At 36.5% G+C, this 22458-nt stretch carries 23 protein-coding genes and 1 tRNA gene; 17 read left to right on the top strand and 7 right to left on the bottom strand.

The features are described from left to right. Positions 1 to 158 precede the first annotated feature (158 nt). On the top strand, positions 159 to 866 hold the full coding sequence (locus L323_RS26680; RefSeq protein WP_020814698.1) for a pseudouridine synthase: 708 nt from the start codon (positions 159 to 161) through the stop codon (positions 864 to 866). On the opposite strand, the gene L323_RS26685 is transcribed toward L323_RS26680, so the two are convergent. Beyond that, a complete protein-coding gene (locus tag L323_RS26685) occupies positions 863 to 1348 on the bottom strand; it encodes a DUF5362 domain-containing protein (RefSeq protein WP_020814699.1) in 486 nt (161 codons plus the stop codon). The genes L323_RS26680 and L323_RS26685 overlap by 4 nt on opposite strands. A gap of 110 nt (positions 1349 to 1458) precedes the next feature. Between L323_RS26685 and L323_RS26690 the strand changes: the two genes are divergently transcribed. Both L323_RS26690 and L323_RS26695 read left to right on the top strand, forming a co-directional pair. Continuing rightward, the gene (locus L323_RS26690; protein ID WP_020814700.1) at positions 1459 to 2025 is read left to right on the top strand and encodes a class I SAM-dependent methyltransferase; all 567 of its coding nucleotides are present in this window, start codon (positions 1459 to 1461) and stop codon (positions 2023 to 2025) included. 205 nt (positions 2026 to 2230) lie between these two features. Next, positions 2231 to 2557: a hypothetical protein gene (locus L323_RS26695; RefSeq protein ID WP_242835246.1), complete on the top strand. Its 327-nt coding sequence runs from the start codon at positions 2231 to 2233 to the stop codon at positions 2555 to 2557. Between the two features lie 181 nt (positions 2558 to 2738). Here L323_RS26695 and L323_RS26700 read toward each other — a convergent pair whose 3' ends face one another. Next, entirely contained in the window at positions 2739 to 3872 is a 1134-nt protein-coding gene (locus L323_RS26700) for an anti-sigma factor domain-containing protein (protein ID WP_020814702.1), read from the bottom strand. Then, entirely contained in the window at positions 3862 to 4632 is a 771-nt protein-coding gene (sigI, locus tag L323_RS26705; protein WP_020814703.1) for an RNA polymerase sigma-I factor, read from the bottom strand. Before sigI ends, L323_RS26700 begins: the two co-directional genes overlap by 11 nt. Before the next feature lie 333 nt (positions 4633 to 4965). On the opposite strand from sigI, the gene L323_RS26710 reads away from it, so the two are divergent. Genes L323_RS26710 through L323_RS26720 form a run of 3 tightly spaced genes read left to right on the top strand, consistent with a single transcriptional unit; the run spans position 4966 to position 8483 of the window. Continuing rightward, on the top strand, positions 4966 to 6516 hold the full coding sequence (locus tag L323_RS26710; protein WP_020814704.1) for an acyl-CoA carboxylase subunit beta: 1551 nt from the start codon (positions 4966 to 4968) through the stop codon (positions 6514 to 6516). A gap of 33 nt (positions 6517 to 6549) precedes the next feature. Then, entirely contained in the window at positions 6550 to 6918 is a 369-nt protein-coding gene (locus tag L323_RS26715) for a biotin/lipoyl-containing protein (RefSeq protein WP_020814705.1), read from the top strand. 32 nt (positions 6919 to 6950) lie between these two features. Continuing rightward, a complete protein-coding gene (locus L323_RS26720) occupies positions 6951 to 8483 on the top strand; it encodes an oxaloacetate decarboxylase subunit alpha (protein ID WP_020814706.1) in 1533 nt (510 codons plus the stop codon). 75 nt (positions 8484 to 8558) lie between these two features. On the opposite strand, the gene L323_RS0120540 is transcribed toward L323_RS26720, so the two are convergent. Then, on the bottom strand, positions 8559 to 9203 hold the full coding sequence (locus L323_RS0120540; protein ID WP_031341846.1) for a hypothetical protein: 645 nt from the start codon (positions 9201 to 9203) through the stop codon (positions 8559 to 8561). Between the two features lie 181 nt (positions 9204 to 9384). On the opposite strand from L323_RS0120540, the gene L323_RS26725 reads away from it, so the two are divergent. The 8 genes from L323_RS26725 to L323_RS26760 all read left to right on the top strand — a co-directional run bounded on the left by L323_RS26725 (position 9385) and on the right by L323_RS26760 (position 16802). Next, positions 9385 to 10278, top strand: coding sequence for a MurR/RpiR family transcriptional regulator (locus L323_RS26725; RefSeq protein WP_020814707.1), 894 nt, complete (start codon positions 9385 to 9387; stop codon positions 10276 to 10278). A gap of 20 nt (positions 10279 to 10298) precedes the next feature. After that, on the top strand, positions 10299 to 11525 hold the full coding sequence (locus L323_RS26730) for an NAD(P)/FAD-dependent oxidoreductase (protein WP_020814708.1): 1227 nt from the start codon (positions 10299 to 10301) through the stop codon (positions 11523 to 11525). An 86-nt stretch (positions 11526 to 11611) separates the two neighbouring features. Further along, entirely contained in the window at positions 11612 to 12097 is a 486-nt protein-coding gene (locus L323_RS26735) for a hypothetical protein (RefSeq protein ID WP_020814709.1), read from the top strand. A 198-nt stretch (positions 12098 to 12295) separates the two neighbouring features. Then, positions 12296 to 12715: a HutP family protein gene (locus tag L323_RS26740; protein WP_020814710.1), complete on the top strand. Its 420-nt coding sequence runs from the start codon at positions 12296 to 12298 to the stop codon at positions 12713 to 12715. A gap of 31 nt (positions 12716 to 12746) precedes the next feature. Continuing rightward, positions 12747 to 13109 (top strand): chorismate mutase, encoded by a 363-nt coding sequence (gene aroH, locus L323_RS26745; RefSeq protein WP_020814711.1) that lies wholly within the window; start codon positions 12747 to 12749, stop codon positions 13107 to 13109. Positions 13110 to 13154: 45 nt separating this feature from the next. Then, positions 13155 to 13826 (top strand): (d)CMP kinase, encoded by a 672-nt coding sequence (cmk, locus tag L323_RS26750; protein ID WP_020814712.1) that lies wholly within the window; start codon positions 13155 to 13157, stop codon positions 13824 to 13826. Positions 13827 to 13843: 17 nt separating this feature from the next. Continuing rightward, entirely contained in the window at positions 13844 to 15862 is a 2019-nt protein-coding gene (locus tag L323_RS26755) for a bifunctional 4-hydroxy-3-methylbut-2-enyl diphosphate reductase/30S ribosomal protein S1 (protein WP_020814713.1), read from the top strand. 148 nt (positions 15863 to 16010) lie between these two features. Then, positions 16011 to 16802, top strand: a complete 792-nt coding sequence (locus tag L323_RS26760) for a CheR family methyltransferase (protein WP_020814714.1) — start codon at positions 16011 to 16013, stop codon at positions 16800 to 16802. Between the two features lie 51 nt (positions 16803 to 16853). On the opposite strand, the gene L323_RS26765 is transcribed toward L323_RS26760, so the two are convergent. Next, positions 16854 to 16940 (bottom strand) — tRNA-Leu (locus L323_RS26765). 96 nt (positions 16941 to 17036) lie between these two features. Here L323_RS26765 and murD point away from each other — a divergent pair. Next, positions 17037 to 18434, top strand: a complete 1398-nt coding sequence (murD, locus tag L323_RS26770; protein WP_020814715.1) for a UDP-N-acetylmuramoyl-L-alanine--D-glutamate ligase — start codon at positions 17037 to 17039, stop codon at positions 18432 to 18434. Positions 18435 to 18488: 54 nt separating this feature from the next. Here the strand turns inward: murD and L323_RS26775 are convergent, their stop codons facing one another. Together L323_RS26775 and L323_RS26780 are read right to left on the bottom strand one after the other, a co-directional pair. After that, positions 18489 to 19229, bottom strand: coding sequence for a TIGR03915 family putative DNA repair protein (locus L323_RS26775; RefSeq protein WP_020814716.1), 741 nt, complete (start codon positions 19227 to 19229; stop codon positions 18489 to 18491). Further along, the gene (locus L323_RS26780; RefSeq protein WP_020814717.1) at positions 19213 to 20598 is read right to left on the bottom strand and encodes a putative DNA modification/repair radical SAM protein; all 1386 of its coding nucleotides are present in this window, start codon (positions 20596 to 20598) and stop codon (positions 19213 to 19215) included. The genes L323_RS26775 and L323_RS26780 overlap by 17 nt, the downstream gene beginning before the upstream one ends. A gap of 214 nt (positions 20599 to 20812) precedes the next feature. Here L323_RS26780 and L323_RS26785 point away from each other — a divergent pair, with 214 nt between their 5' ends. Further along, complete coding sequence (locus tag L323_RS26785) at positions 20813 to 21082, top strand: ACT domain-containing protein (RefSeq protein ID WP_020814718.1); 270 nt, start codon at positions 20813 to 20815, stop codon at positions 21080 to 21082. A gap of 11 nt (positions 21083 to 21093) precedes the next feature. After that, positions 21094 to 22452, top strand: a complete 1359-nt coding sequence (locus L323_RS26790) for a PFL family protein (RefSeq protein ID WP_020814719.1) — start codon at positions 21094 to 21096, stop codon at positions 22450 to 22452. Positions 22453 to 22458: the final 6 nt, after the last annotated feature.

The following is a 22458-nucleotide window of genomic DNA, read 5'->3' on the forward strand; positions in this document are numbered from 1 at the left end:
CAAAACAACAACTTGCAAAGGGCAAAGTGACTTTGTTATAAGTTGTTGTTTTACTTAACGTAGTTTTACACTGTCTGTAAACTCTGATAATGTTGACTCAATTTAAAATCAAATATAGAATAAAAGGTATACTAAAATTTATATAAGGAATATTATGAATGTTGGAAATCAGATTACAGAAATTTTTGGCACATGCCGGGGTTGCTTCCAGAAGAAAAGCAGAAGAAATGATTAAGCAGGGTAGGGTAGCCGTAAATAACGTTACTGTGGAGAACATGGGGCTTACTGTATCAGGTAATGATGTTGTAACTGTAGATGGAAACCCTGTTGAAGTAGAAGAAAAAAAGGTATATATAATGCTGAACAAGCCTGTGGGTTACGTTTCCACCAGTAAAGACCAGTTCGGACGTCCAACGGTTATTGACCTAGTTAAGGATGCGGGGAAGAGACTGTATCCGGTTGGGAGGCTTGACTATGATACTTCAGGGCTTATTATTCTCACTAATGACGGTGATTTCACATACCGCCTAACACATCCAAAGCATGAGATAAACAAAGTTTATGAAGCTGTCATTTCCGGTTTTCCTGAAAAGAATGAAATTAAAAGGTTTGAGTCGGGATTGAAAATAGAAGATTATCAGACTTCTCCGGCGGAATTTTCTGTTTTAGACAGGAAGGAAAATAATACACTTGTCCGAATTACCATTCATGAAGGGAAGAACAGACAGGTGAGAAAGATGTGCGAAGCCATAGGCCATAAGGTACTGACATTAAAAAGAATCCAGGTAGGGCCTATAGCTTTAGATAACCTTCCCGAGGGAAAGTGGAGACATCTATCTGACAAAGAACATAAAATGCTTTATTAATAATTGTACATATAGCTGTAAGCACCAAGTGCAAGAACAACCAATATAATAACTATATACACAAAGGTAAGTGCAAGAGCCACGATTACCATAATACCCTGAATTTTAAAGTACTTTTTAAGATAGGTAAACAAATTATACAGTACATTAGGATTGTTAAAATCGGCATATTCCTTAATAGCCTTAGATGCATTTGTAAGGGAAATACCTGCAAATATAAGAGGTATACCCATTGCAGCAGATATAATACCTATACAGGTTATGGCACCGATTACAATTGTATATATTCCCAAAAATTTCATCCATCCGGATAGACTGTTGATGATGGAATTATAAATACCCGGTTGAGGTATATGTTGTTGTTGATACTGGTAGTCAGCTTGCGGCTGCTGATTGGTATTATTGTTTAATATTGTGTTGTTAGTTGCTGCTGGTTGGGGATTATCCTGTAAAGCAACATCTGATTCATTATATTGATCCATAATTAAATCTCCTTAATACAAATTTTAGAATATGTGTTTAAATTATAGCATAAAAACCGTTATTATAATATATCTACGATAAGTAAAGTTAATGAATAGGAGAGTTTTTAATGTGTATTTTAAAAAATTCATTATACCAATCTCATGAAATAGTTTCCCGTGTGGTCTGTAATGGCGATACGGTCGTTGATGCCACTGCCGGGAACGGGCATGACACGGCATTTCTGGCAAGACTTGTAGGCGCGGGCGGTCAGGTCTATTCTTTTGATATTCAGGAATCGGCACTAAATACCACAAAAAACAGATTGGAAGCGGAAAATCTTTTGAACAGGGTTAATCTAATAAACGACGGTCATCAAAATATGATTAAGTATGTAAATAAGCCTATTAAGACTGCTATGTTTAACCTGGGATATCTTCCCGGAGGAAACCATAACATAGGTACTAGAGGAGGAACTACCATCGAGGCTATAAAAAGTGCCATGGAGTTGGTAGTTCCTCACGGTATAATCAGTATAGTTGTATACTATGGAGGAGACAGCGGCTTTGATGAAAAGAACGAAGTTATTAATTATATTAAAACAATAGACTGTAAGAAATTCAGTGTAATGCAAACCGAATTTGTTAATCAGATAAATTGTCCGCCTATTTTTGTTTGTTTAGAGAAGCTAGGATAGTAAAAAACATAAGAGACTAACATATATTTTGGTGTCGCAACAATTTAATTTCCTTATTAATTATACGGTAACTTATTATGTTAAATTTCCTACTGAAATATGTAACAAATCATACTGATTTGGAATATTTTATAATAGTATTATGGTATATAATAATCACTGTGTCTTGTATACAAGAACTATGCTAATTGGAACACACAGTTTCATGATTATGCAAGGAGGAATAAATATGGGAAGCGGAACCAATTACAAGATAGCCTTAATGGGAATGAATCCAGCCTTTGGATACATCAATAATATGATGTCTGCAATGAATTCATTCTACGGCAATTTGATGAAGAATTTTACCAGTAATATCACTGCAACACCCAGCCTCAATCTAGCTTCTACGCCACAGATAACAACTACAGTATCAATAACGACCACCTACAGTCTAGGTTCTGAACTGAGTAACTCCGTATCGAGCAGTGCTGGGGCCAGTAGCTCAACATCAGCGAGTTCTACCTCAAATGGTTCCACAAACGGCGGCTGATAGCATTTCAGTCAACAAAAGCAGAACATAGTTTCAAAAAGTACCAAACTGCAGGTATTCAGTGTAAAAAACGGATACTTCTAATAAGAAAAATAAACAAACTGGCTAATCTCATAACTCAGCCAGTTTGTCTTTATAAAGAAACAATATGAAATTTATTTACACAAAATTGCAGACAGTCTCATTTTTTGTTTTTTCCTTTTTCGTTGTGATTGCTATTCCTATTTTCTTCTTTTTTCTCACTTGAGGAATTGTTTTTAGGCTTTCCGTTGTTATTAGCATCAGGAGCTTTTTTACCGTATTCCGAAGGAATAGGTTTTGAGCCCTGACTAAAAGTTTCCTTTTTATCAGGGCTTTCTTTGGGTCGCTCTTGTGCTTTATCCAGTTTCTCAGCAGAACTTATTGAGTTGTTTGTTTTGCCATTACTATAATTTTTAGAGTTGCTATTTTCAGGCTTCTTATTATCTTGGACCATGGGAGTATCTTTGAAAGTGCTTTCTTCCGACATGCCAAGGGCTTTTTCATTGTCTTGTATAGGTTGATAACTATTGTATTTATTTTTATCAGAAGTTGTTTTATTCTGCTTTATGGCTTCATATGACTCAATTATATTGAAAAGATTTTCGCTTTTAGCCTTTTCAATATTAATATCGTCGCCGGATTCCGAAATTTCTTCAAACAGTTTGTAAAGTCCCATGGAAATATTATTTTTAACAGCCTCGGATCTTTTGGTTGGATCAACCTTTATAACTTCCGCCTTTATAGATTCAGACCCCACCCTGAAATCCGTTTTTTGAAGCTCAGAAACAATACCATCAAGAACTTTTTCACTACCGGACTTTATTGAAGCTGAAATCAAAACTGCATTTTTCGTGTCAGGACGTATAAATCCTTTGCTTTCTGATTCTTCTATAATAATCCTTACGGCACTGGTCAAGGATTTGTTTACAAGTTTTATATTTTTTACAAGAGCTGCCGCATCACTATTCAGTGCTTTTACCTCAATAACATTTGCTTTTTTATCTATTGATAATTCAATGCTGGGGTTAATATCTACATCAACATATGCAAAAACAGAAGACGGTTGAACCAAGTGGTAAATTAAAACGGAACAAAGGATTAAAACAAACATCCCGGCGATAGCAAAATATCTCATGGGATTAAATTTCCGTGGGAGTACAGAGTTGCTTAAATCCAGCTGCTGTCCAACAAACATTTCAGGCATTTTTGTTATGGTTATAAAATCACATGTACTTGTCATTACGATAGCTTTATTACCCTTAAATTCAAGAATCATTCCGGTATTATTTCCCATGGTTATTTCCTCCTTTCTCTATATTGCTCACATATTCCTGCAATACTTCAAGCCTGCTGTTTAGTATTAAATAAACAGCTATTATAAATTTTCTGTTTCTTTCAACGGTCTTACGGTTTACTTGTACTATTTTCATCAATTGGGACATAGGTATGGTTTTCTTTGTAATGAGCATATCAGACAAGGATTTATTTTCCCACAGAATCCGGGCAATGCCTATTGCCATTTTTTTAGAATCTGCATGCTTGGGGACATTTCCAACTAAATCAGACAGGCTTATTCCGAAATCTTTAAGTCTTGTTCTGAATAAATCAATTTCTTCTTTTAGTTCCACATTATCAAAAAAAGTACTCGCTTCAACTACCATGTATTTATTTTCAATAATATCTTTATTATCAAAATCATTAGTTTGAAAATAGGTGAAAGGATAGACTTTACGATTCTTGTAATCCTTTCTCAAATAGTCGACGATTCTTCGTTTTATAACAGTTTCAGCAAAGTTCAGAAACCCTACATTTTTATCAGAATTATAAGACTCAATAGCCTCATTAAAAGCCATAAGGCCGATACTGAGCTCATCACTGTTTTTAGTGTCAACAAATTTACCTGTGACAGTGGATATTACTTTTAAAATGAAAGGCTTGTAATCGTCTATTAAACCTTCTTTTAAATGAGTTTCCCCATTCTTGATCTTAGCCACAGTTTCCTCAATAGACTGTGCTTTTTTCAGGGATTTGCTAAATAAATTTAGAATGGTCAACTTATATGTTCACTCCTTACAATAGTATTCGCAGGTACATCCTCTTTTGAGGGGGCAAACTAAAAATAATTATAAAACAAGCTTACAAAAAACAATTGAGTTGACATAATAAAATATCTACTACATTATATATAAATTTGCTTGTTGTATCAAATAAATTTATGGGGAGTATATAAGCTATATTGACACTCTTTTCCTAATATAATATAATTATTACTAGGTGCTAATAACTAATAATAGTTATGAAACTGCCGGATAAATTATCAATTTGAGAATTAACACGTTGAATTTATAGAATAATTTATCTAGTATATATTTTAAAGAGGTGATTGCATGTCACAAATTGAAAAGATACAAAATCTAAAAAAGATGAAGACAACTATAGCGCAGGGCGGCGGAGAAGAGAAAATAGCAAAAAGACACGCAGATGGAAAGTTATCTGCCAGAGAAAGGATCGATTTGCTATTTGACGAGAACAGTTTTGTTGAAGTAGATGCATTCATAGAATCCAGATGCTTTGACTTCGGTATGCAGAAGAAGAAACTTCCTGGTGACGGGGTTGTTACCGGTTACGGAACAGTTAACGGTAGAAAAGTTTTTGTTGCTTCACAGGACTTTACTGTTATAGGCGGTTCTTTGGGAGAGATGCACGCAAAGAAGATAACAAAGGTTATGGATATGGCTCTGAAAATGGGAGCACCTTTTATAGCAATTAATGATTCCGGCGGAGCTCGTATCGAGGAAGGTTTGGATGCACTATCAGGTTATGGAGATATTTTTTACAGAAATACCCTTGCATCTGGTGTAATTCCTCAGATATCGGTAATAATGGGGCCATGTGCAGGCGGTGCCGTTTATTCACCGGCTATAACCGACTTTATATTTATGGTAGAAAAAACAAGTCAGATGTTTATTACAGGACCACAGGTAATCAAGTCTGTTACGGGCGAAGACGTATCAGTTGAAAATCTGGGAGGTGCAGATGTTCATACTGCTGTAAGCGGTGTGGCACATTTCAAGTCTTCAAGTGAAGAAGAGTGTATAGAAGATATAAAGAGACTTTTAAGCTTTATTCCGGATAATAACGTATCAGATACTGTGTATTACGGAGTGTCCGATGCTGCTGACAGGTTGGCAGAAAGCCTTAATAGTATTATTCCTGAAGAATCAAACAAACCTTACGATATGTTTGACGTAATAGCTGAAGTAGTAGATGATGGCGATTTCTTTGAAATTCAAAGTTACTTCGCTCAGAATATAATAATCGGATTTGCAAGAATGAATGGTAAAAGTGTTGGTATAGTTGCGAATCAGCCAAAAGTTATGGCTGGCTCTCTTGATATGAATGCAGCTGATAAGGCGGCACGTTTTGTCCGTTTCTGCGATGCTTTCAATATACCTGTAGTTTCATTGACAGATGTACCTGCATTCCTGCCAGGTGTGGCACAGGAGCATAACGGTATAATCCGCCATGGTGCAAAACTCTTATATGCATTCTCAGAAGCAACAGTTCCAAAGATAAATGTTATTCTTAGAAAGGCATATGGCGGAGCGTACATTGCTATGAACAGCAAGACAATCGGAGCAGATATGGTTTTGGCATGGCCATCAGCTGAAATAGCTGTTATGGGACCTGATGGAGCAGCAAATATCATATTCAAAAAGGATATTACAGCATCTGAAAATCCCGCAGAAACCAGACAGGAAAAGATTGCGGAATACAGAGACAAATTCTCAAATCCATATGTAGCAGCATCAAGAGGTTATATTGATGATGTTATAGAGCCTTCTGAAACAAGAAAAAAAATTATAACGGCACTGGAAATGTTGGATACAAAGAGGGAAAACAGGCCTTCAAAGAAGCATGGCAACATTCCGCTATAATATAGGAAACAAAATATCTGGAGGATGAGTGTAATGAATAAATATATAATTAAGGTAAACGGAACTCCTTATGAAGTAGAGGTTGAAGAAGTTGGCGGAGGAAGACCGGTTGCGGCTGCTCCAAAGCCAAGAGCCTCCAAACCAGGGCAGACTGCGGCTGCAAAATCCGCACAGCCTCAGGCAGGCAAGGCAGGGGATGTTGCTGCTCCAATGCCGGGAACTGTTTTAAAGGTAAAGGTTAATCTCGGTGATGAGGTTAAAAAAGGACAGGTGCTTTTAATACTAGAAGCCATGAAAATGGAGAATGAAATAGTAGCACCGGCTGACGGTAAAGTAACTGCTTTAACAGTTGAGGCCGGAAAGTCTGTTACTGCTGGAGAATTAATGGTATCTATAGCCTAAAAGGCTGACTTTACCGCAAAGGAGATGGAAAAATGGCAGGCGTAAGAATTACGGAAACAGTATTAAGAGACGCTCACCAGTCCCTTATAGCAACCAGAATGAAGACCGAAGATATGCTTCCGATTGTTGAGAAGCTTGACAATGTAGGTTACCATTCACTGGAAGCTTGGGGTGGAGCTACTTTTGATTCATGTATGAGATTTTTAAATGAAGATCCATGGATGAGACTGAGAAAAATAAAAGATGTTGCAAAAAAGACACCTCTGCAAATGCTGCTTAGAGGTCAGAACCTTTTAGGATATAAGCATTATGCAGATGATATAGTTGAATACTTTGTCCAAAAAGCAGTTGCAAACGGTATGGACATAATGAGAATATTTGACGCATTGAATGATGCAAGAAATATTGAGACTGCAATTAAGGCATGTAAAAAAGAAGGCGGCCATGCTCAGGGCTGTATCTGTTACACAATAAGCCCGGTTCATAATCTTGAACTTTTTGTAAAAGATGCAAAACAGTTGGAGAGCATGGGAGCAGATTCTATCTGTATCAAGGACATGGCTGGACTTTTAGTACCATATCAGGCATACGAATTGGTAAGAGCTCTAAAAGAAAGTGTAAAGATACCAATACAGCTGCACACTCACTATACAAGTGGTGTAGCATCAATGACATACTTGAAGGCTATAGAAGCAGGTGTTGATGTTGTTGATTGTGCAATTTCACCTATGTCAATGGGAACGTCACAACCACCTACAGAGCCGTTGGTAGCTACTTTAAAGGGAACTGAATATGATACAGGACTGGATTTGGAAAAACTCAGTGAAATTGCAGACTATTTCAGACCTCTTAAAGAAAAATATATAGAAAGCGGACTATTGGATGTAAAGGTTATGGGTGTTGACGTAAATACACTTATTTATCAGGTACCCGGAGGAATGCTTTCAAATCTCGTTTCTCAATTGAAGCAGTCAAATGCTTTGGATAAGTATGAAGAGGTTCTTAAGGAAGTTCCTAGAGTAAGAGCTGATTTTGGTTATCCTCCACTTGTTACACCATCAAGTCAGATAGTTGGCACCCAGGCCGTGCTTAATGTATTGACTGGTGAGAGATACAAGATGGTACCAAAGGAATCAAAAGGCGTTGTAAAGGGTGAATACGGTAAGACACCTGCACCTATTAGTGATGAGATAAAGGCTAAGATTCTGGGTGAAGAAAAGCCTATTACTTGCAGACCTGCTGACCTTATTGAGCCTGAGCTTGAAAAGATTAGAGAAGCTGTTAAGGACTATATAGAGCAGGATGAGGATGTACTTTCATACGCAATGCTTCCTCAGGTTGCCGAGAAGTTCTTTAAACAGCGTATTGAGGATAGAAATAAAGCTACAGCACCCGCAGCAGATGGAATAAAGCCCGAAGTTGTAGCGGCAATATCAGCCGTAGTCAATGAAATGGGCGCAAGAGATGGCACACAGTACAGAATAGGCAACATATCAAAGATTAACCAGAATCAGAACAGATGGGGTCTGTATGGTATGCTTGATAGATTTAGAACAAAGATTTAAAACATAAAATCCCGTTTTAATTTTTCACAATTACGAGACCTCCACGGTAAAACTGTGGGGGTTTTTCGCTTTAAATTAATTTTCACACCCGCTGTGAAGATAAATGAAATTTTGCTTATTACTGAAAAATTCAAGTACAGCAACGTTGGAGCCTTTTTTTATATGTTTTCCGCATTTCAGGCATACAAAATTTGATTGCTGAATTTGTGCATAACTCAATGTAGGGGTAATGTCTTTAATTTTTTGCCAGCTCTTCCATCCAACCTTACACAGGTTTATCCTATTTTCATAATCAGACAGCACCCATCTGAGAAGCTTATGGAAGTGAAAGGGGAATCTGGTAAATTTTATATAATCTTTAGGCAGCCCCAGATTAACTGCGTATAGTTCAAAGTTTCTTTCAACAACTTCCTGTATTCGTCCCGTTATCTGTGTCACGTACCAACAAAAGCCTTCTTCTGTCAACCAGCACTTAAGTCTCTCGAACATATAGCCCCTGCAAATTTCAATGGATTCAGACTTAGATACACGAAGAGCCTTAAAGGCCTTTTTTGTTATTTCAACAACATCATCCAGATACAATTTTTTTTTAAAATTATCTGTATTATAAAGCTCCACGGGAATAATATCAAAGTAGTATTCGTTTGTTTCAGGTCTGTAAAAACCGATACATGTACCGCCAATAAAGCTTCCGCTTCCAGCATCATCAATTTGTATCATATTCAGTATTTTAACCTCCTGCTGATTATGTATATCATTTATTATTAGTAGGTTTTGAAATAATATTAAAAAAGTTATTTATTAATTCTATGTACTTGAAAAAATGCAATTGCTTGATTTTTTTCCTGCAAAAAGGTAATATATAAGTTATATTGTTCGAAAAGCGCATTTGGAGGAGATTATGAAGAACAGCCTTAAAAATAATGATTTATTGAGTTTAATACAACAGAAATATAATGATTTCAGTAAGGGTCAGAAGCTTATAGCCAACTATATAACAAACCACTATGACAAGGCTGCATTTGTTACTGCAGCCAAGCTTGGAGAAATAGTAGGAGTTAGTGAATCAACTGTAGTAAGATTTGCTATAGAACTGGGATTTGATGGGTATCCGAAGCTTCAGAAGGTACTTCAGGAGCTTATAAAAAGCAAGCTTACTTCAGTACAGCGAATAGAGGTATCGTCAAATAGGCTCAATGAAGACAATATACTAAAGAGTGTATTGCAATCCGATATGGATAAAATAAAATTAACACTTGAACAAATAGACACAAACAATTTTAATGAGATAGTTGAAACAATATTGGGAGCACAAAGGATATTTATTCTTGGGGTAAGAAGTTCTGCTCCTCTTGCAAGTTTTCTTGGTTTTTACTTCAATTTGATATTTGACAATATAAGACTTGTTCACACCACCAGTGTCAGCGAGATGTTTGAACAAATCATAAAAGCACAGCCCGGCGATGTTGTTATAGGAATTAGTTATCCACGTTACTCAAAAAGGACCATAAAGGCATTACAGTTTGCAAAAGATCAGGGTGTTAACACAATTGCCATTACTGACAGTGCAGATTCCCCGGTGGCACAGGCTGCCAATCAGTATTTATTGGCCAGAAGCGATATGGCATCCTTTGTAGATTCACTTGTTGCCCCTTTAAGCCTTATAAATGCATTAATAGTAGCAGTAGGTATGAGAAGGAAAAACGATGTCTACAATACCTTTGAAAAGCTTGAAAAGATATGGGATGAATATGAAGTATACGAAAAAGACGATTATCATGATGAAAAACTGTAATTTATGTTGAAAGGACACATATGGGTAAAGTAATAGTAATTGGAGGCGGCCCGGCAGGAATAATGGCTGCAGGAATTGCAGCCGGAAGAGGTCGGGACGTTATTCTATTGGAGAAAAACAGCAGGCTTGGCAAAAAACTTTTAATATCAGGCAAAGGCAGATGTAATATTACTAATGATACTGATGTTGAAGGCTTGATAGAAAATACGCCGGGAAATGGAAACTTCCTTTACTCGGCTTTTTATACGTTTTCAAATCAGGATTTAATTGATTTTTTCAATCAAAAGGGACTTCGTACCAAAGTAGAACGTGGGGGAAGGGTTTTTCCTGAATCAGATTCTTCCAGAGATGTATTAAACACGCTTATGGATTTTCTTAAATCAAATGGTGTTAAAATAAATACTGAAGCGACAGTTACTGAAATACTTGCGCAAGACAATAAAGTGACCGGAGTTCGCCTTGCTGATGAAAGCATTGTTGAGGCTGAATCGGTTATACTTGCGGTAGGTGGAATGTCTTATCCTGGAACAGGCTCAACCGGGGACGGTTATGAAATGGTGAAAAAGCTGGGCCACTCCGTAACTCCGCTAAAACCATCCCTAGTTCCCCTTATTACGCAGGAAGAATGGATTAGAGATTTACAGGGACTTTCTCTTAAAAATGTTTCTGTTTCATTTAAAAACAAAAACGGTAAGGAGATATATAACGACTTTGGTGAAATGATTTTCACTCATTTTGGAATGTCAGGACCGGTAATTTTAAGTGCAAGCAGACATTTGCTTACTTATGATTTCAAAAATGTAGATCTCTTTCTGGATTTAAAACCCGCATTGACTTTGGAAAAACTAGATGAGAGAGTTCAGAGGGATTTTGACAAATTTTCAAGAAAACAATATAAAAATTCACTGGATGATTTACTGCCTCAAAAGTTCATTCCCGTAATAATAAAGTTATCTGAAATCAATCCTGAGAAACCTGTACATCAAATTACAAAGGAAGAGAGAAAAAGGCTTGTCACACTGCTAAAAAGCCTTAAAATTACTATCATCGGGGCAAGACCAATAAAAGAAGCCATAGTTACAGCCGGTGGAGTAAAAACAAGTGAAATAAATCCATCTACCATGGAATCAAAAAAGGTAAGCGGTTTATTCATGGCAGGTGAAGTAATTGACGTTGACGCATACACGGGCGGCTTTAATCTTACAATTGCCTTTTCAACCGGTTATCTTGCAGGATTAAATTGCTAAAAGATTAAGTGATTTTGGGAAATTATGTGTATTTGGCCGAAAGTTTGTACATATTAACAGTAAATAAACAAATTGAGGCTTGGTATATGAAAATTAACTTGAAAAAGAACAATGACAAAGTTACTCAAACAAATAAAACCGCATCATTAGAAAAAATTCTGTTTAGGACCTGTATCATATTTTTTATAGCGCTTATATCTGTTCAGATTGTCCTGTCAGTGCCTTCAGTCCGCGTTCGTCTGAACATTTTTGATAAGTCTGTCGGAATACCTCTTGGAAGTGACGAATATCTCTATGGAAGAGGAAAGGTGACTTTGGAACTGATTGATGAAGAGCCTGATCCGCAGGCCAAGATACTGGTGAATGGTGAACAGGTTGCAGTATTCGACAAGGTACAAATACCAATTAATGTAAACGATGGGGATGTTATAGAGATTGACGGCAGCGAAAGCCAGAAAAGCCACATGATCAAGGTGCAAAACGCATCATCAAACATAAACAGTAAGTGTATAAATGCAATTGCAAATATTGAACGTAATATTAAGAAATTGGTTAAAATCCAGTTTAATTAATTGGTTTATGTCTTTGACAAAATTAACTTAATTATTGTTTTATAATAGAAAAACCTATATAATTTAACTGTATAGGTTTTTGTTGACTTAAAACTCCTAATAAGGTAATAAATGTTACAATCATCGTTCTTTTGAGTTGAATATGGTTAAAATTATATAAAATTATTAGTAGTCGCACTATGGCTAGCGGAGGATAATATGGCTAATGAAGAATATGGTAGCAAAGAAATAGCAAGTGCAGCAATAAGAATTGCACTAACCAATGACAGGACAACTGAGAAGAAGCTTCAGCAAGAATTTCTGCAAACAGGAATAAACACTGCTGCTGTTGACTACGGTGGGGAGTTTATTTCATCAGTTATGAAGATTGTGGAAAGAGCAGTTGTATCGTCAAAACGTGAAGGAGTAATTAGCGAAAGTCATGCAGAACAGGGTGCCGTAGCAGGTGCAACAAGAGAGGCCATATCCCAGATAATGCCAAAGGCAATAGGGTTGAATGTCGGAGGAAAAATCGGAATAGCTAGGTATAAGGATCATGTAAGTGTAGCCGTGTTTTTCGGTATAGGTCTCTTGAATTTGAATGAGGTTTCAATAGGACTTGGACATAGAGTCGTATAGTTTTAAAATACCAATTTATAAGGAGACACTAATGGCTGTAAGAGCGGTAAGAGGAGCAATAACGGTATCGGAAAACACTAAAGAGTTAATTTGGGAAGGAACAAAAGAGCTTCTTGTAGAAATTATAGAAAGAAATTCTTTAGTAAATACAGATATAATAAGTGTAATATTTACGGCTACACAGGATTTGAATGCAACTTTTCCGGCAGTAGCTGCAAGACAAATAGGTTGGAACGATATTCCGCTTATGTGTACAAACGAAATTAATGTTCCGGGCAGTCTGGAAAAATGCATACGAGTGCTGATACACATTAATACTGAAAAGAGTAACGTCGAAATAAATCACGTATATCTTAAAGGAGCTAAGGTATTAAGGCCCGACTTAGTTAAGTAGTAGCAGACGTAAGATAAATACAATACAAGAAACGGAATGATAAGAATGCCAAAGAGCATAGCAATAGATGGTCCGGCAGGTGCCGGGAAAAGTACAATTGCCAAAAAGGTTTCAGCCGAGCTTGGCTTTATATACCTTGATACTGGAGCAATGTATAGGGCAGTAGCGTTGAAGGCAATAGAAAGTGGTGTTGATACCAAGTCAAGGGAAGATATAATCAGGATAATTGATAATATAAATATATCCATTACACATGATGACAATGTCCAGAAGATTTTTTTGGATGGTCGTGATGTTTCAGAGGATATAAGAACGGGGGAAGTATCTGCAGGTGCTGCAAATGTGGCAGCTATTAAAGAAGTAAGACTAAAAATGGTTGAACTTCAAAGGAAGATTGCAGGTGAGAAAGATGTTGTTATGGATGGCAGAGATATAGGTTCATATGTACTTCCTCAGGCAAATCTTAAAATATTTTTAACTGCAGATATTGATGAAAGAGCTAAGCGGAGATATGAAGAACTTGTTTTGAAAGGTCAGCAGGTTAATTTGGATGAAGTCAGAGAAGATATGCGCAATAGGGATAATAACGATATGTCAAGAGCTTTTGCCCCCCTCAAAAAAGTACCTGATGCTGTTGAGATAGATTCTACTTCCATGACAATAGAGGAAGTTGCAGAGAGAATACTTTATTTCTATAAAAATTATGCAAACATATAAATTGTGAGGTCGATTTAATGGAACTGGTTATCGCAAATACCGCCGGGTTTTGCTTTGGAGTAAATAATGCGGTTAAAATAGTATCTGATTTGGCGACAAAATCAGAACATAAAATATATACACTAGGACCTATAATTCATAATGATCAGGTAGTACAAAAACTTACAAATTACGGAGTTACCACAATAAACAATCCGGAAGAGGCGGAGGCGCCTGCAAAGGTGGTCATAAGAGCTCATGGTGTAGGCCCACAGGTTATTGAAAGATTGAAAATCCGTGGACTTGAGGTAGTAGACGCTTCGTGTCCTTATGTAGAAAAAATACACGGCTTGGTCAACAAGAAGTATAGGGAAGGTTACCAGATAATTATAGCGGGCGATAAGACCCATCCTGAGATAATAGGAATAAACGGATGGTGCGATGATAGTGCCTTTATCATTGAAGATGAGGATAATGTTGATGATCTGCCCGACATCAAAAAAAAGATATGTATTGTTGCTCAAACTACATTTATTCGTGAGAAATGGGAAAAAATTATACTTAGATTAAATAAAAGGTTTGAAAATGTTTTAAAATTTGATACAATATGTAATGCGACAGACAAAAGACAAACTGAAGCAGAAAAAATTTCAAAAATGGTTGACATGGTGTTGGTTATTGGCGGAAATAACAGTTCCAATACCAATAAACTTTATCAAATTTGTAAGGCAAATTGTGATAATACATTTAAAGTACAAACAGCCGATGATATTCCACCGGTTGATATAAAAAAAATTAAAAAAATTGGTATTACTGCAGGGGCGTCAACACCTGACTGGGTAATCAAGGAGGTTATTCATAAAATGAGTGAATTAAATAGACAGGATATGGAAATGAGCTTTGCTGATGCTTTTGAAAGCTCACTCGTAACTTTGACTACGGGTCAGATTACAAAAGGTAAAATTATTGGATATAACCATAATGAAGTATTTATTGACATGGGGTATAAATCAGACGGAATTATTCCAATGCAGGAGTTTTCTGATGATCCGGACTTTAATCCTGAAAAATCACTTAAGGTTGGAGACGAGATTGACGTTTTTGTAGTAAGGGTAAACGATGGTGAAGGCAATGTTCTTCTGAGCAAGAAGAGGGTTGATGCCGTTAAGGGATGGGATGTAATTGAAAGTGCATTTGAGAACAAGCAGCCTGTAAAGGTTAAAGTTACAGAAAAGGTTAACGGCGGTGTAATTGGTAATGCAAGTGGTGTTAGAGTATTTATTCCTGCTTCACAAATCAGTGACAGATTCATTAAGGATCTTTCTGAATTTGTAAAACAGGTTTTACAGGTCGAAATTATAGAATTAAATAAGCAAAAAAGAAAAATAGTTGGTTCAGCAAGAACTTTAATTGAAAAGAATAAGGAAGCTGCATCCAGCGTTATATGGAATAATATCGAAATAGGAAAGACATACAAAGGTCAGGTAAAGAGCCTTATGGACTTCGGTGCTTTTGTAGATATCGGCGGAGTAGACGGACTTGTACACCTTAGTGAACTTTCATGGAGCAAGATAAAGCATCCTTCTGAGGTTGTTAAGGTTGGAGATGAGATAATTGTTTCCGTTCTGGATTTTGACAAGGAAAAGAAGCGTATTTCACTTGGCTACAAGAAACAAGCAGATAACCCATGGGCAAAGGCATTGGAAAAATATCAGGTAGGTAATGTAGTTTCAGGTAAGGTTGTAAGACTTGTGCCATTTGGTGCATTTGTTGAACTCGAAGAAGGAATTGACGGATTGGTTCATATCTCCCAGATTTCATCAGTTCGCTTGGGTAAGCCGAGTGATGCTTTGACAGTTGGTCAGCAGGTTGAAGCAAAGATAATTGAATTTGATGCTGAAACAAAGAAAATCAGTCTTAGCATAAAGGAAGTTAACCCAATTGATCCTGCAGGAGCTAAAAAGGATGAAGGTCTTTCAGCGACTGAACAGGAAGAACTTCCAAAAGAACATGTTGAAGATATGACTAACACAATTGGTGAGAGCGTTAAAGGATAATTTTCGATTATACTTTTCATTTTAAATAATTATAATAAAGGATGTACATTGGTACATCCTTTATTTAAGTGTAAAAACATCATCGTACCTCATTCTGAATATAATACTGTATAAAAAAACGTAATAATAAACCAATGAGGAGGTTCATATGGATTACGAAGGCTTTAAAGAAGAAATTTTCAAAATGACTAAGATAAATCTCACTCTCTACAAAGAAAAGCAAATGAAAAGAAGAATCGATGCACTTATAAGAAAGAATAATTATAGTACATACAAGGATTACGTCCAGGCATTAAAAGATAATAAGGAATTGTTCAAGGAATTTATAAATTACCTCACGATAAATGTGTCTGAGTTTTACAGAAATCCGGATCAATGGTCAGTTTTGGAGAAAGAAATTTTTCCGCTTTTGCTGAGCAAAAAAAAGAAGCTGACAATATGGAGTGCCGCATGTTCTACAGGAGATGAACCATACACACTTGTTATGGTACTAAACAAACTTATGCCTCTTAGCTCAATAAAGATACTTGCAACAGATATAGACATGGGAGCTATAGAAAAGGCAAAAACTGGTATATATAATGCTAAAAGTGTCGAGAATTTACCACAGGAGTTTAAAACCAAGTATTTTACAATTTTGGGTGAAAGCTATAAAATAAAGGATGAAGTAAAGAATTGTGTTGAGTTCAAGCAGCACAATCTCTTAAGAGAACCTTATCCTACCAACATTGATTTAATAGTTTGCAGAAACGTGTTAATTTACTTTACAGAGGAAGCAAAAACAGAAATATACAAGAAATTTAATATGGCTTTAAATCATCAGGGTATACTTTTTGTGGGAAGTACGGAACAGCTTATAATGGCAAATAAGTACAATTTTAAATCACTGAAGACATTTTTCTATATAAAGGATTCAGATAATTTTAATTATTCGGTTTAAAGAAATTATAGAAAATAAAAAAGAGTTTGAAATTTAATATTCAAACTCTTTTGGTGCGGATAACAGGAGTTGAACCTGCATGAAATTGCTTTCACATGGACCTGAACCATGCGCGTCTGCCAATTCCGCCATATCCGCACGACTTAACTGCATTAGTATTTTACTATATGTCTTTTGTTTTTTCAATAGGCAATATTTATTTTATGTGAATTATGGAGAATAACGGAGGTAATTATGAATAATAAGCTGGAACAGTTCAAGAAAGACGTTAAAAATAAAAAGGTTGCAGTTATGGGAATAGGTATAAGTAATATTCCCTTGATTAAGTATCTCGTAAATTTCGGGGTAGATGTAACTGCATTTGATAAATCATCGGAAGAAAAACTTACAGATGCTTTCAATGAATTAAAGGGATTGCCTGTTAAATATAGTATTGGACCTGATTATCTAACAAAATTAAATGGTTTTGATTTGATATTCCGTACCCCGGGTATGAGACCTGATTTGCCTGAACTCGTGCAGGCTATGGAGAACGGTGCTGAGCTTACATCCGAAATGGAAGTGTTTTTTAAATTGTGTCCTGCACAGGTTTTTGCAGTAACTGGAAGCGATGGAAAAACAACTACTACAACCTTGATTTATAAAATACTTTCAGAGGAAGGTTATAATTGCTGGCTTGGGGGAAATATAGGGACACCACTATTAAGTAAAATAGATGATGTTGCAGAAACGGACAAGGTAGTATTGGAACTAAGTAGTTTCCAACTGATGACCATTAAAGACTGTCCGTCAGTTGCAGTTGTTACAAACATAACTCCTAATCACCTTGATGTTCATAAGTCATTGCAAGAGTACATTGAAGCAAAAAAGAACATTTTTATTAATCAGAACCAAAATGACAAGCTCATTCTTAATTATGACAACGAAATTACAAAGAGTTTTAATTATGAGGCTCGTGGTGAATATGTGTACTTTTCAAGATTGAACGACCTTAATGAAGGTGTTGTATATCAAGACGGTAAGATAATGGTTAAAAGAGGTAATAGCAGCACCGAGATTATAGAAGGTGAAAAAATTAAGATACCAGGAGTTCATAACATAGAGAACTACATGGCTGCAACTGCAGCAACTATAGATTATGTTAAACCTGAGACCATCGCAAAGATTGCAACTACATTTAATGGTGTTGAACATAGAATAGAACTGGTAAGGGAGCTTAATGGGGTAAAATTCTATAACAGTTCTATTGACAGCAGCCCTTCAAGAACAATAGCGGCATTAAAAACCTTTAAGAATAAAGTAATTCTTATTGCTGGAGGAAAGGATAAAGGAATACCGTATGATTCAATAGGTGAAATTATCGCTGAGAAGGTAAAGTGCCTATTGCTGATAGGTGCTACTGCTTCAAGAATAGAGGAAGCATATAAGAATTATCTACAGCAAAGGGACATGGAAAATGAAATAAAAATCATTCATTGTGACAGTTATGAAGAAGTTGTTAAAAAATCGTATGAACAGGCAAAATCCGGTGACTGTATAATTTTATCGCCTGCAAGCACAAGCTTTGATATGTTTAAAAATTTTGAACACCGTGGAAATGTGTTTAAAGAATTGGTTAATAAGCTTAAATAGTATGGAATCTAAAGGGGCTGCTTCAACAGCCTCTTTACTAAATATTGCAGATATTTAATCTGGCTTCTTTTCTGTTAGGTTTTTCCAATAACGCTTAGGCATAAAATTCTTTTGTAGTTTAGGATTTATTTTATTCTTTATTGCTATATGCTTATAGTAATTTTTCCAGAGAGCCTGAAATTTGAGTTCATCTGCATGAAGTTCCGGGATAGTGGACAGATCCATATAGGAAAGCAGCATTTTTTTTGTGTTGTACAAAGAAGCAATTTTTCGTTTCGTATCATGTATTATCCAGTTCTGATCTGCAAAGCGGTTCTTAAAGTGAGGAGATATAAAAGAAATTATATTGTGGTCCGGCTGAATTTTTGCATAATAAATACCACCTTCCAAAAGCTCGAAACGAAGCAATCCAAGCATTCTATGACACTCCATTCCTACTTTTCTGGCAGGAATCAATACATCCAAAACGGTTTTGTCACCAAGCATACTGTCTATGCGCATACCAATTTTAAATCCAAGACGAATATATTTTAGAATCCACATTTCACGCCCTTCAATCTCCGAAAAGAAACATCTTTGAAGATTTTCAAGACTTTCCGCAGAAATCTTGTGCAGTATTGCTTCTTCTACGGCCTTAGCCTTTATAATATCAGTAGTTATGGCTCTGTAATCGTCAATAAGATTTGGTTTATAGCAAAGGCCTGATTCAATATTTGAAACATCCTGTTTGTCATAATAATAATGATGAACTGCTGTTAAAAAGCAATCCCATGTTCCGTCATAAATGTATATCACTTAACAAAAGCCTCCCGTCCTGCGGTTGATTATAATAGCTCAACCATTGTGGGTTATTTGAAGGAGAGTCTGTTAGAAGAAACTCTGACATGTTTTCTTCAGCTCCGCTATCATTTACGAGTGAGAATAATGACATCTGTCCTAAAACAGGCTTTTTGCTTTTGGGCTGAAGTTTTGCACTTATCAAGGATTCTTTTACAATAGCTTCATTTGAGCTGTAACTGTCAAAAGTTCTACCCTGACAGGTTAAAAAGTGGCCTGCACGTTTCAGGACTACTCCCATTTTTTTTAAGTTATCAAAAGTCAATCTGCCAACCCTTCTGGCAGTAATAATCCTTTGTGCCGATTTAACGCCTATTCCTGGTACTCTCAAAAGCATTTCATATTCTGCAGAATTTACCTCCACCGGAAACAAATGCAGATTTCTCAATGCCCAGTCAGCTTTAGGATCAAGCTCAGGATTAAAATTTGGATTTGTTTTGCTTAGTAATTCATCAGCTTCAAAACCGTAAAACCTCAAAAGCCAGTCGGCCTGATACAATCGGTGTTCACGTAGGAGAGGGGGCTTGATAAGAGCCGGCAGCCTCGGATCTGTAACGGTTGGTACAAATGCCGAGTAATAAACCCTCTTGAGGTTAAAATTGCCGTACAAGGCTTCTGAGAGCTTTAAAATACTGAGATCCTTATCGGGTGTTGCCCCCACAATAAGCTGGGTACTTTGTCCTGCGGGTACGAAAGAATCTCCCTTTTTGAATAATCGCTTATTTTCCTTGTTTTCTATTATTCTGTTGTTTATCTGATGCATGGGTTTGAGTAAAGCTTTTTTAGGTTTTTGAGGAGCAAGTACTTCAAGGCCTTTGTCAGATGGCAGTTCTATGTTTACGCTCATTCTATCAACGTACATTCCGGCTTCGTTTATAAGCCTTTCGTCAGCTCCGGGAATTGCTTTTATATGTATATAACCGAAAAAGCCATGTTCAGTGCGAAGTTTTTTTACGATTTCAAGCATTAATTCCATGGTATGGCTTGGATTTCTTAAAACAGCGGAACTTAAAAAAAGTCCTTCTATATAGTTTCTTCTATAAAAATTCATGGTAAGCTCAATAACTTCATCGGCTGTAAAGCTCGCACGAGGCACGTCATTTGAAGACCTGTTTATACAGTATACGCAGTCGTATATACATTCATTTGACAGTAAAATTTTAAGCAGTGAAACACATCTCCCGTCATCTGCCCATGTATGGCAGATTCCACATGCATGACTGTCTCCTACACCGTTTTTGTTTTTTCTTGTCCCTCCGCTAGATGAGCAGGAAACGTCATACTTTGCTGCATCTGCTAATATACCTAATTTTTCATTCAAGTCCATATTTGTTTTCCTCTAAAAATAATTAACTTAAAATCAAGCTGATTTATAAATCTGAAAACAGTATATCATATTTTATCCAGTAAATCAAACATGTGTTCGAAATGTTTTTGATTGATATTTGTATATTAAAGATATATAATATAAACCAACTCTGAATACATCAGGAAGTTTTAATTTAAAACATTATATATAACCATATGCGGGAGGTATTAGCGTGAGAGCAGTAATAACAGTTATCGGTAAGGATAAAGTTGGAATAATTGCAGGAGTGAGTAACATACTGGCAGAGAGTGATGTTAATATACTTGACATAACCCAGACTATTCTGCAGGATGTATTTACAATGATAATGCTTGTAGATATATCACATTGTAATATACCATTTCATGATATTTCTCATAAGTTGGAATCCAAGGGTGTTGAAATGGGTCTGAAAATACAGATTCAGCACGAAGATATTTTTAATTCAATGCATAGAATATGAGGTGAACAATAATGCTAGGTCCTTTCGAAGTACTAGAAACGATTGATATGATTCAAAAAGAAAATCTTGATATAAGAACAATTACTATGGGTATTTCATTAAGGGATTGTTGTCATCCCGATATAGATATTTCATGTAAGAAAATTTACGACAAGATAACCAGATATGCTGAAAAGCTTGTTGTTACGGGAGAAAATATTGAAAGGGAATTCGGTATACCCATAATCAATAAGAGAATATCAGTAACACCAATAGCACTTGTTGCAGAAAGTTGTGAAAGCGATGAATATGTTAAGTTTGCCGAAGCAATGGACAAGGCTGCAGAAACTGTCGGCGTAAACTTTATAGGCGGATTTTCTTCTCTTGTTCATAAGGGTTATACAGTAGGTGATAAGAGACTTATACAATCCATTCCTGAAGCTTTAAGCAGAACAAAACTTGTTTGTTCTTCTGTAAATGTTGCTTCTACAAAAGCAGGTATAAATATGGATGCTGTGGCTGAGATGGGTAGGGTTATAAAAAAATGTGCTGAATTAACCGCAGACCACGGAGCCCTTGCATGTGCAAAACTTGTTGTTTTTGCCAACGCTGTAGAGGACAATCCGTTTATGGCCGGTGCTTTTCATGGTATCGGAGAACCGGAATGTGTTATTAATGTCGGTGTCAGTGGCCCAGGTGTGGTAAAATGTGCTTTGGAAAAGGTTAAGGGAGCTGATTTTGGTACTGTTTCCGATACTATTAAGAAAACTGCTTTCAAAATAACCAGAATGGGTCAATTGGTAGCACGGGAGGCCTCCAAAAGACTAAATGTTCCTTTTGGTATTGTCGATTTATCTTTGGCGCCTACTCCTGCAATTGGAGACAGTGTTGCATATATTCTTGAAGAAATGGGTCTTGAGAAGTGCGGAACTCACGGAACCACTGCGGCTCTTGCTCTTTTAAATGATGCAGTTAAAAAGGGAGGAGTAATGGCTTCATCCTACGTTGGAGGTCTTAGCGGTGCTTTTATTCCTGTAAGTGAAGATGCAGGAATGATTGATGCAGCACTTTCAGGGGCATTAACTCTGGAAAAGCTTGAAGCAATGACTTGTGTATGTTCAGTAGGACTTGACATGATTGTTGTTCCGGGTGATACCAGTGCTGAAACCATTTCTGCAATAATTGCGGACGAAGCTGCAATCGGTGTGGTTAATACTAAAACCACTGCTGTCAGATTAATTCCTGCTCCGGGCAAGAAGGTTGGAGACAAGGTTGAGTTCGGAGGATTACTGGGTTCAGGCCCTGTTATGAAAGTAAATCCTTTCAGCAGCAATGAGTTTATTAAAAGAGGCGGAAGAATTCCGGCTCCAATGCACAGCCTGAAAAACTAAATTTTT

The organism is Ruminiclostridium papyrosolvens C7, from assembly GCF_000421965.1.
GTDB lineage: Bacteria > Bacillota > Clostridia > Acetivibrionales > DSM-1351 > Ruminiclostridium > Ruminiclostridium papyrosolvens_A.